General features: G+C 70.8%; 11 protein-coding genes and 1 pseudogene. 5 read left to right on the top strand and 7 right to left on the bottom strand.

Annotated features, from left to right (window positions below):
* The 3 genes and pseudogenes from AC0T5L_RS26890 to AC0T5L_RS26880 form a co-directional block, all read right to left on the bottom strand.
* Positions 1–822 (bottom strand): annotated as a pseudogene (locus AC0T5L_RS26890) (hypothetical protein); the annotation flags it as partial.
* 43 nt (positions 823–865) lie between these two features.
* Positions 866–1237: a DUF6507 family protein gene (locus AC0T5L_RS26885; RefSeq protein WP_476168294.1), complete on the bottom strand. Its 372-nt coding sequence runs from the start codon at positions 1235–1237 to the stop codon at positions 866–868.
* 533 nt (positions 1238–1770) lie between these two features.
* The gene (locus AC0T5L_RS26880) at positions 1771–2478 is read right to left on the bottom strand and encodes a DUF6069 family protein (protein WP_476168293.1); all 708 of its coding nucleotides are present in this window, start codon (positions 2476–2478) and stop codon (positions 1771–1773) included.
* Positions 2479–2672: 194 nt separating this feature from the next.
* Here AC0T5L_RS26880 and alr point away from each other — a divergent pair, with 194 nt between their 5' ends.
* The 5 genes from alr to tsaD all read left to right on the top strand — a co-directional run bounded on the left by alr (position 2673) and on the right by tsaD (position 6676).
* Positions 2673–3809, top strand: a complete 1137-nt coding sequence (gene alr, locus AC0T5L_RS26875) for an alanine racemase (RefSeq protein WP_476168292.1) — start codon at positions 2673–2675, stop codon at positions 3807–3809.
* 160 nt (positions 3810–3969) lie between these two features.
* Positions 3970–4482 (top strand): tRNA (adenosine(37)-N6)-threonylcarbamoyltransferase complex ATPase subunit type 1 TsaE, encoded by a 513-nt coding sequence (gene tsaE, locus AC0T5L_RS26870; RefSeq protein ID WP_476168291.1) that lies wholly within the window; start codon positions 3970–3972, stop codon positions 4480–4482.
* Between the two features lie 10 nt (positions 4483–4492).
* A complete protein-coding gene (gene tsaB / locus AC0T5L_RS26865; RefSeq protein ID WP_476168290.1) occupies positions 4493–5170 on the top strand; it encodes a tRNA (adenosine(37)-N6)-threonylcarbamoyltransferase complex dimerization subunit type 1 TsaB in 678 nt (225 codons plus the stop codon).
* Between the two features lie 38 nt (positions 5171–5208).
* Positions 5209–5643 (top strand): ribosomal protein S18-alanine N-acetyltransferase, encoded by a 435-nt coding sequence (gene rimI / locus AC0T5L_RS26860; RefSeq protein ID WP_476168296.1) that lies wholly within the window; start codon positions 5209–5211, stop codon positions 5641–5643.
* Positions 5636–6676: a tRNA (adenosine(37)-N6)-threonylcarbamoyltransferase complex transferase subunit TsaD gene (tsaD, locus tag AC0T5L_RS26855; protein WP_476168289.1), complete on the top strand. Its 1041-nt coding sequence runs from the start codon at positions 5636–5638 to the stop codon at positions 6674–6676. The genes rimI and tsaD overlap by 8 nt, the downstream gene beginning before the upstream one ends.
* A 76-nt stretch (positions 6677–6752) precedes the next feature.
* Here the strand turns inward: tsaD and AC0T5L_RS26850 are convergent, their stop codons facing one another.
* The 4 genes from AC0T5L_RS26850 to AC0T5L_RS26835 all read right to left on the bottom strand — a co-directional run bounded on the left by AC0T5L_RS26850 (position 6753) and on the right by AC0T5L_RS26835 (position 8853).
* Positions 6753–7064 (bottom strand): hypothetical protein, encoded by a 312-nt coding sequence (locus AC0T5L_RS26850; RefSeq protein ID WP_476168288.1) that lies wholly within the window; start codon positions 7062–7064, stop codon positions 6753–6755.
* A gap of 27 nt (positions 7065–7091) precedes the next feature.
* Positions 7092–7667 carry a hypothetical protein gene (locus AC0T5L_RS26845; protein WP_476168287.1) on the bottom strand — a complete coding sequence of 192 codons (576 nt, stop codon included), beginning with the start codon at positions 7665–7667 and terminating at the stop codon, positions 7092–7094.
* A 284-nt stretch (positions 7668–7951) separates the two neighbouring features.
* A complete protein-coding gene (locus tag AC0T5L_RS26840; RefSeq protein WP_476168286.1) occupies positions 7952–8134 on the bottom strand; it encodes a DUF397 domain-containing protein in 183 nt (60 codons plus the stop codon).
* On the bottom strand, positions 8131–8853 hold the full coding sequence (locus AC0T5L_RS26835) for a helix-turn-helix domain-containing protein (protein WP_476168295.1): 723 nt from the start codon (positions 8851–8853) through the stop codon (positions 8131–8133). Before AC0T5L_RS26835 ends, AC0T5L_RS26840 begins: the two co-directional genes overlap by 4 nt.
* Between the last annotated feature and the right edge of the window lie 622 nt (positions 8854–9475).

The following is a 9475-nucleotide window of genomic DNA, read 5'->3' as shown; positions in this document are numbered from 1 at the left end:
CAGCGAGGCCGCGGACTGGATGTTGCCCTCGTGGTACTCCCACAACGCGTCGCCCCAGGAGGCCTGGAACCAGCCCTCGGAACTGTGCATGCCCAGCATCGCGCCGGTACCCTCGACCGCCCCGACACCGAAATCCCACACCGCGTCGCCGAAGTCCACCACCCAGCTGCTGTCGGCCTCGGCCGGGGCGCCCCACTCCATGGGTATGCCGGATACGTCGGCGTCCAAACCGTAGACGAACTCCCCTGGTGCCGGTCCGTTCGCGCCGACCTCGGAGCCCTCGACGAACTCGGTGCGTCCGTCGATGCCGATGTTGATCTTGTTGGCGCAGGTGCGTTCGGCCTCGTTGTACTCAGCGGTCAGCGCGGCGGCCTCTTCGATGAGCGCCGTGTTCTTGTCGACGTTCTCGCTCTGGTCGCTGAAGAAGCCGTCGGCCTTGTCCCAGTCCTCGTCGTCCTTGATCTTCTCCAGGAACGCCTCGGCGCGTATGGTCAGGCCGCTCCATCGGGTCTTGAGGCTGCGGACGCTCTCGGCGAAGTCCTCGATGGCCCCGGCCACACGGTCCGTGGCCATCTCGATGACGATGCCGTTGCTGCTGACCGGGGACAGGGCACTGTAGAGGGTCTCGGACTCGGGGGCGGTGTAGCACTCCGAGAGCCCGGCCCAGGAAGAGGTGATGTCCTCACCGCTTCCAGCGACGTTCACTCCGGCACCGCGCAGGTTGCGGGCGAGTTCCTCCAGTTCGAAGGGGCTGGCTTCGGGAACGGCGAACGCCGAAGGGTCGACCTTGCCGTCGCAGTCGATGGGAGGGCCGTCGAACACGGTGGGGGACTCCTGGTGGGGGAGGGACGCGGGGAGAGGGAGATCAGAGGATCATGTTGGGGCCGCCGCCGGTCTGGGGTTCGGGTTCGGGGGCCGAGCCCGCGTTGGACTGGGCGTCCAGGGCCATCTCGTGGTTGCCGTTGACATATGCGGTGGTGGCGTCGCTGGCGCCCGTGATCCCGCTGATGGTCTGGGAGACCATGTCGCCCATGACGCCGAAGTAGTGTCCGGCGAACTCGCCCAGGGCGATGCTGACCGGAACGCTCTTGACGCTGGTGCTGAGGTCGGTCAGGTGCGTCTCGATGTCGCTGATGTGACCTGTCAGGCCCTCGGTGCCCTCCTCGTCGCCGATGTGCGCGGCGGTGCTGGAGAGCACCGCGCCGACATCGGAGGGGCTGATGTTCCAACTGGACACCTGGATCGCTCCTTACGGGGGTCGGGGGGAGTAGGCCTGTTCGGCGTCGGGCCGCGTGAAGTCGTCCCCGCTCCCGCCGGGCCTCACCTTTGGTCCTGGAAAGTGCGCGGAGAGTGGGACTCGTTCTGATTCTGCCGCCACATCAGACATTCCGCCCATGGTGTTTCACCGCCGTGCGCGGTGTGGAAGGGCGTTCCTCCGGCCGTCGGGCGAGCTCAGAGCCGTCGCGGGACGGTTCCGTGCGCAGGTGTGGCCACATCCGGTCCCGGAATGGTGATGTGGGACACGCGGGACGGCGTGGACGTGCCGGGTCCTCGTCACCAGCCGGGGGCATGCCGCGGGGAACCGTCGACCGCGGCGGTGTGCTCTGCCGTTCCTTCGGCCGCCCGTGCCACCGCTGTCACCGCGCCGCACGCGCGGAAGTTCGTCCGCACGCGCGGATGGGGACGGAGCCGGTCGGCTCCGCCCCCATCGGGCGCCAGGGACCAGGGGCACCCCGGGCCGCCAGGGCCACGGGTCGCCGGGGCCTCGGGCTACCCGGCGTGCTGATCGCCGGGAGACCGCCGGTTCCCCCTGGCCCGCTCGGCCTCCGCGTCCATCTCCTGGGCGCGGACCTGGTTCCTGCGGTACTCGTCCTGCCTGACGTCGGGCAGGACGCCCTCGTGCCGCAGGACGGGGTCCTCGCCCTGCGCGGGCTCCTCCTGGTCCACGGGCCGCGTCTCGTCCGTGGGCATCGGCTCCGTCCCCCCGACGGGCCTGACGGTCGCCTCCGACGCCCGCGCGGACCGGCCGGTGCCCACCGACCGGCTGCTCAGGGTGGCCGAGCGCGCCACGCTCCGCAGGAGGGTGATGATCGCGATACCCGCGACCAGGTTGATCACGGCCGTGGCGACCTGGCTCGGCAGCGAGGCGGCCTCGCTGAACGGCGCGACGGCGGCGATCGCGGTGGCCAGGCCCAGGATCCAGCCGAAGAACTTCAGCGCCCTCGGTGCGCTGAGCAGCAGCAGGTGCACCAGGGCCGTGGCCAGCAGGGCGGCGACAGCGGCCATGAGGGCGTACAACGCGGTGCTCGCGTCACCCAGGTTTCCGGCCTCCTCCGGTGCGAGTACCGGGATTCCGAACACTCCGCGGAACACCAGGGTTCCCGCGAAGATCACCAGTGCCGCGACGACGGCCGTGGCCAGACCTCCGGACCACAGCCGCGTGGTGTTGACGGGTCGTTCACTTCCGATCTCGGTCATGCCAGTACCCCCAGATACTGTGCTTCAAGGCAGCCACTACCCCACATATGCCCATGTACTACGGGTGACCGGGAAAACCCGAGTCGTGCCTGGTCAGCCCGCACACATCCACGGGCGCCACCGCCGACCGCCGCGGCCCCGCCCGCGCGTGCCGCCGGCCGTTCCCGGTGCTCGGCGCGTGGAACACTGGAACCATGTCTCACTTCGCGCACGCCCGCGTCGACCTCGACGCGATCTCCGACAACGCGCGGCTGCTCCGGGAGCGCGCCGGCGGTACTCCTCTGATGGGGGTGGTCAAGGCCGACGGTTACGGGCACGGGATGCTCCCCGCCGCGCGCGCCCTGATCGCGGGCGGCGCGACCTGGCTGGGCACGGCCTTCATCCATGAGGCCCTCGAACTGCGCCGGGCCGGGTTCACCCTCCCCCTCCTGGCCTGGATCATCCCGCCCGGCGAGCCGGTCGCGGAGGCCGTCGAGGCCGACGTCGACCTCGGGGTGAGCGACCGCGCGGTCCTGGACACGGTGATCGCCGAGGCCGCGCGCCTGGGCCGCACCGCCCGCGTGCAGCTCAAGGCCGACACCGGCCTGAACCGGGGCGGGGTCAACCCTGCCGACTGGGGCGACCTGGCGGAGGCCGCCGCCCGTGCCGAGGACGAGGGACACCTGCGCGTCTCCGGCGTGTGGTCGCACCTCGCCTGCGCCGACGAGCTCGGCCACCCCTCCATCGCGCTCCAGCTCTCCCGGTTCCACGAGGCGCTGGAGACGGCGGACAAGGCCGGACTGACCCCCGAGGTCCGCCACATCGCCAACTCGGCGGCGCTGCTCACCCTCCCCGAGGCGCGGTTCGACCTCGTCCGCGGCGGGATCGCCAGCTACGGTCTGTGCCCGATCCCGGACTTCCCCGTGCCCGGACTGCGGCCCGCGATGACGCTGCGCTCGCGGATCGCCCTCACCAAGCGCGTCCCGGCTGGCAGCGGCGTCTCCTACGGCCACCGTTACGTCACCGAACGGGAGACCACCCTGGCCCTGGTGCCGCTCGGCTACGCCGACGGCGTCCCCCGCGCCGCCACCAACAAGGGTCCCGTCCTGCTCGGCGGCCGGGCCCGCGTCATCTCGGGAACAGTCTGCATGGACCAGTTCGTTGTGGATATCGACGACGACGAGGTGGAGGCCGGGGAGTACGCGGTGCTGTTCGGCGATCCGGGCGAGCATCCGGCCACCCCGACCGCCGAGGACTGGGCCCGTGTCCTGGACACCATCCCCTACGAGATCGTCACCAGGGTGGGTGTCCGGGTCCCGCGCGAGTACGTCGGCGCCCCCGCCGGGCCGTAGAGCGGTACGCGGGTCCGAACGGACCCCGGCACGGTTCTGACCAATCGCCGAGATCCGGTCACGAGTCCCCTCCGCCCCGCCTAACCTTGGTGAAGGGAACGTTCCGGCGCGCCCTCAACGCCATGAACCGTCAACCACATCCGACACGAGCAGCGAGCCGATGACAGACGCGACAGCAACCACTCCAGGTGTGGCCACCGTCGGTGAGGTCACCGCCGCCACCGACGACGCCATGCGCGTCCTCGGGCGCGACCTCGCCGCCCTCACCCGACCCGGCGACCTGCTGATCCTGTCCGGGCCGCTCGGCGCGGGGAAGACCACCCTCACCCAGGGCCTGGGCGAGGGCCTGGGCGCGCGCGGACGGGTCACCTCCCCGACCTTCGTCATCTCCCGGATCCACCCCTCCCTCACCGGCGGCCCCTCCCTGGTGCACGTGGACGCCTACCGGCTCGGCGGCGCCGAGGAGATCGACGACATCGACCTGGACATGACCCTCCCCGACTCCGTCACCGTGGTCGAGTGGGGCGAGGGCGTGGCCGAAGGGCTGTCCGAGGAGCGGTTGGAGATCCGCATCGAACGGCACCCAGACGACACCCGATCGGTCCACCTGCGCGCCGTCGGCGCCCGCTGGACCGGCACCGACCTGCCCGGCACCGCCGCCGGGCGCGGATAGGCGGTCGCCCGTGCTGCTCCTGGCCTTCGACACCGCCACCCCCGCGGTCACCGCCGCCATCGGTGAGAGCGGCCCCGACGGGGCCTTCACCCTGCGCGCCGGCGCGAGCTCCGTGGACGCCCGCCGCCACGGTGAGCTGCTCAGCCCCACGATCGCGCGGCTCACCGAGGAGGCCGGGACCGCCCTGGCCGACCTCGACCACGTCGCCGTCGGGATCGGCCCCGGGCCCTACACCGGGCTGCGGGTCGGGCTGGCCACCGCGTACGCCCTGGCCGACGCCCTCGGCGTCCCCTGCCACGGGGTCGCCACCCTGGACACCCTGGCCTTCGCCACCGGGCGCACCGAACCCTTCGTCGCCATGACCGACGCCCGCCGCAAGGAGGTGTTCTGGGCGCGCTACGACGATCGCCTCACCCGTGTGGGCGAGGTGCGCGTCGACCGGCCCGCCGAACTGGACACGGGCGGTCTGCCGCTGGTCGGTGACGGCGCGCGCATGTACGCTGACGTGCTCAGCGACGGTTCCGATCCCGTGGAACCGCTGTACCCCGACGCGGCCGCCATGGCTGAACTCGCCCTGCTGCGCCTGCACCGGGGCGAGGAACTGCCCGATCCCAGTCCGCTCTACCTGCGTCGCCCGGACGCGGTGGAGCCCGGCACTCCGAAGAAGGTACGCCAGTGGGTGAAGTGACCGAGGCGACCGGTGCGACCGATGTGCGCCTGCGTGAGATGACCGAAGGCGACGTCCCGGCCGTCATGGCCATCGAGCACGCCCTGTTTCCGCTCGACGCCTGGAGCGAGGAGATGCTCCGCCGCGAGCTGGGCGATCCCACCCGCCACTACGTGGTGGCCGAGTCCGGTGGCACGGTCGTGGGCTACGCCGGACTGAGGTCCGACCCGCCCGAGGGCGACGTGCAGACCATGGCCGTCGTCGAACGGCTCTGGGGGAAGGGCGTGGGCAGCGTACTGCTCACCGAGTTGCTCAGCCAGGCCGAGCGGCGCGGCGCCACCCACGTGTTCCTGGAGGTGCGCTCGGACAACCCGCGCGCCCAGAAGCTCTACGGACGGTTCGGTTTCGTGCAGATCGGTGTGCGGCGCGGCTACTACCAGGGAGCGGACGCGCTCGTCATGCGGTGTGTCGTTGGAGAGGGAAGCCATGAGTGACCGTGACCTGCCCCTGGTCATGGGGATCGAGACGTCCTGCGACGAGACCGGCGTGGCCCTGGTCCGCGGCTGCGAGCTGCTCGGCGACTCCGTCGCCTCCAGCGTCGACCAGCACGTCCGCTTCGGCGGCGTGGTGCCCGAGGTGGCCAGCCGTGCGCACCTGGAGGCGATGACCCCGACCGTCCGGCGGGCCCTGGACCAGGCCGGAGCGGGGCTGTCGGACGTGGACGCGATCGCGGTGACCGCCGGCCCGGGACTCGCCGGAGCCCTGCTCGTGGGCGTGTCCGCGGCCAAGGCCTACGCCATGGCCCTGGGCAAACCGCTCTACGGTGTGAACCACCTGGTGGGCCACGTGGCCGTGGACCAACTGGAGCACGGGCCGCTGCCCAAGCCCGCGATCGCCCTGCTGGTCTCGGGCGGACACACCTCGCTGCTGCTGGTCGACGACCTGGCCACCGAGGTGGTCTCCCTCGGCGACACCGTGGACGACGCCGCCGGTGAGGCCTACGACAAGGTCGCGCGCCTGCTCGAACTGCCCTACCCGGGCGGGCCGCCCATCGACAAGGCGGCCCAGCGGGGCGACCCCCGGGCCATCCGGTTCCCCCGCGGCAAGTGGGGTGACGGCACCTACGACTTCTCGTTCTCGGGTCTGAAGACCGCCGTGGCCCGCCACGTGGAGAACACCGACCGCGAGGGGCAGCCCCTGGTGGTCGCCGACATCGCGGCCGCCTTCCAGGAGTCGGTGGTGGACGTCCTGACCCGCAAGGCCGTGGACGCCTGCGTGGAGCACGGGGTGAGCACCCTGGTCATCAGCGGCGGCGTGGCGGCCAACTCCGCGCTGCGCGAGCTCGCCGAGAGGCGCTGCCAGGAGGCGGGTGTCGAGCTGCGCGTCCCCCGCCCGCGCCTGTGCACGGACAACGGCGCGATGATCGCCGCCCTGGGAGCCGAGGTCGTGGCAGCAGGGCTGCCCGCCTCGTCCCTGGACCTGGCCACGGACACGTCCCTGCCGGTGGAGTCCCCGCTGGCGGTGTAGCGGGCCCGGGCGTACACGTGTGGGGTGGGAGGCCGCCGCCTCCCACCCCACACGTGCGTGGTTCCGGTGCCTGATGTCAGTCGAAGGGCTCCTCGGGGCTGCTCACCGCGGCGGCCCTGCGGGCCCAGGTTTCGAGGGTGTCGAGGCCGTCGCAGGACTCGATCCGCTGACGGGCCTCGTCGGAGACCTCGAAGCCCCGGGCGGTGAGGAAGAGGGCCACGCCGCGCGCGACACCTTCCTCACGGCCGATGCCGACGTACTCCCGGGCGAAGCCGCTCTGCCGTTCCCTGATGTCCGCGGACATCAGGTCCTCCAGGTATTTCCGGGCCTCGTCGGAGCGCCCGGCCAGTACGTAGTCACAGTAGAACGCGCGGCGGTCCGAGGACACGACGTTCAGGGCCCCGCCACGAGGGGCTCATGCCGGGACCTTCTGACGCTGCCGGCCGAGCCAGACGCGGGTCAGGGAGGCCAGTTCGTCCCACTCGGAGGGCGGGGCGGGCCCGGCGGGCCGGACGGCCCCGAACCGGGGCGCGGGTCCGGCGAGCAGGTCACCGTCCGGGGCGGCCGACCACTGCCGGAGGATGGCGGCGGCGCGTTCCTGGACTCGGGCGAACTCGCGTCGCACCTCCTCGGACTCGGGGGCGGGTTCGCGGGGCGCGGGGATCCGGGCTTTGGGGCTCCGGGGGCCGGGGATCCGGGGCCGGGGCGCGCGGAGGCGCTCGTGGGCGGCGAAGTAGGGCCTGACCAGGGCGACGCCCTCGGCCGGGACGGCCTCTCGCGGGGGTGCCAGAGTCGGCGCGGGTGCGGCGGGTTTCGGAAGCTCGGCGGCCTCGCTGACCGGCGCGGGAACCTCGGGGAGAGGGGCGTAGCGGCGCACGCGGGTGGAGCGTCGTCGACGGCCGAAGGCGGCGTGGCGTCCGCACGGGGAGGAGAGGAGATCCATCAGCGGGCCGAAGGCACGGCTGAGGAGTGCCGCGCTAAACTGGCGCATGCTAGCAATCCTGTTCTTAAGGGTGTGGTTGCTGGCCACGACCCCGGGCGGTAGTTGACCGTCGCGGGGTCATTCGTGGTTTTGGAGGAAAGCGTAAGGCATTTCGAGCAGGGGTGGCGACGCTACTGTGAAGTAGCGCTGAAAAAATTCTGAAGTGCCGTGTTTTCCCAGGTGGGGCGGCTTTGGGGAATATTTGTCACCAAAAATACAAAGCCTCTATCTGGGCATAGGACATAAAAATACCCCCGTTCCCGCAGTGGGGAACAGGGGCCGAGGCGACGCGGTCAGCGGTCGCTCTTGACGGAGGAGAGGAAGCCGGACCAGGCGGGGCCTCCGAAGGCGAGGTGGCCTTGGTCCCGGTGCTGGGTGTCGCGGACCAGAGTGTGGCCGGGGCCCTCGGCGACCTCGACGCAGTTCTGGTGCGACCCCCCGCTGTAGCTGCTCTTGTGCCACTGGACGTCACTCATGGCGCGAATCCCTCAATCGTCTCTTCGACCAGCCGCAGCGACTGGCTCGGTGGCATCGCCGCTGCCTGTAGGCGGTGGAACCTCAGTTTGAACTCTCCCACGGCGTCGGGATCGTGTACGAACTGGCCCTTGTAGGCCGACTCCGCGTAGACGATCTCCCGTTCCGGTGGGGTGTCGAGGACCGTGAACGGTCCCACCAGCCCGGGATGCAGGGGTTCGTCCGTGATCTGCAAGGTTATTCGCTCGCGCGCCGCGAGAGAGTGGACGTACTCCAACTGCTCGCGCATGACCGGGCCGCCGCCGTCGACCGGCTCGGTCAGGACCGCGCGGCCCATCACCACCATCATCACCGGGGTGTCCGCGCTCTGGAAGCGCTCGCCCCGGGTGATGCGCTCGCGCACGCTCGCCTCGGTCCTGGCCTGTGGTTCCCACGGGGTGACGGCGCGCATGACGGCGGCGGCGTAACTCGTCGTCTGGAGCAGCGAGGGCACCAGGAAGGGGTGGAACTCCAGGATGGAGGCCGCCTTCTTCTCCAGCTCCTCCATCTGGCCCAGCCACGGGATCTTGCCCTCCTTGACGAGGTCCTCCCACAGCTGGGACAGCTCGTCGCCGGTCTCCAGGGCCCTGTCCAGGGACGCCAGGACGTCGCTCGCGGGGGTGGTCCGGCCGCGCTCCAGGTTGGAGACCGCCGTGCCCTTCACCCCGAGGGCCCGGCCCAGCTTCTCCTAGGTCATCCCGCGTGCCTCGCGCCGCCGCTGGAGGACGCCGCCCCAGCGCTCCTTGATGTCGGTGCTCACCTTCGCCATGCCTGATATTCGCACACCAGAAATGGACAAAAGGGTACTACCATTCTTTTCTTTCACACGATGGATTTTCGCAGGGACTCCATCGGTGTGAATGGGCTTTCGCGGAAACTCCACTGGAGGAGGCCAAGAGCCCGGTCCGTGGCCAAGCTGGTCGGCGACGGTGAAGCGCAGCTCAAGGGGAGTGGAAGCGATGGCGAACGGCAATGGCTCCGGCCGGGGGCAGTGGCGGGCGGAACTCCCGAGGAGGATTCCGTCCCGGGTTCCGGGCGTCCGGATGGTGAGTTGGGGATCGCGACCAGAACAGGTGGCCTCCGCACGGCTGTGGTGCTGGAACGGCACCAAACTGAGCTATGACCGGGCCTATCCCCTGATCGCGGTCCTTTCCGAGTCGCACACGAACGCCCTGTGCCACACCGCCTCCGGCAGCCACTGCGGTCGCGTCCGCATGGAGATGGAGCGCTACCGGTCTTATCCGAGAGTGCTTCGGCCTTCAGGCCGGAGGTGAATCGGATCCGAGCCCCACGCCCGTCCGTCA

This window comes from Nocardiopsis sp. TRM 82005, from assembly GCF_056312425.1.
Note: the sequence above shows the minus strand (reverse complement) of the source record. Positions and strands in the feature narration are given on the sequence as shown.